Below are 239 nucleotides of genomic sequence, written 5' to 3' on the forward strand. Positions count from 1 at the left end.
GTGCTGTTCTCGTCGGTTGCCGCCAGTCGATGCCTTCCAGCAGCATTGATAGTTGTGCCGGACTCAGGCAAATAACGCCACCGTCGGCTTGAGGCCATACGAAGCGCCCCTTCTCGAGTCGCTTCATCAGCAGGCACATGCCATCGCCGCTCCACCACAGCACTTTCAGCAGGTCGCCGCGCTTGCCGCGAAACACGAAGACATGTCCGCAGAAGGGATCACGTTCCAGCACGGTCTGC

The 239-nt window shown here is 60.3% G+C and carries 1 protein-coding gene; it reads right to left on the bottom strand.

Going from position 1 to position 239, the window contains the following annotated elements; translation table 11 throughout:
- On the bottom strand, nucleotides 1-239 hold a 239-nt coding region (gene tnpB / locus SB822_RS60655; RefSeq protein WP_410859595.1), incomplete at both ends, for an IS66 family insertion sequence element accessory protein TnpB.

The sequence above is a fragment of the Paraburkholderia sp. SIMBA_054 genome, assembly GCF_046534875.1.
GTDB lineage: Bacteria > Pseudomonadota > Gammaproteobacteria > Burkholderiales > Burkholderiaceae > Paraburkholderia > Paraburkholderia hospita.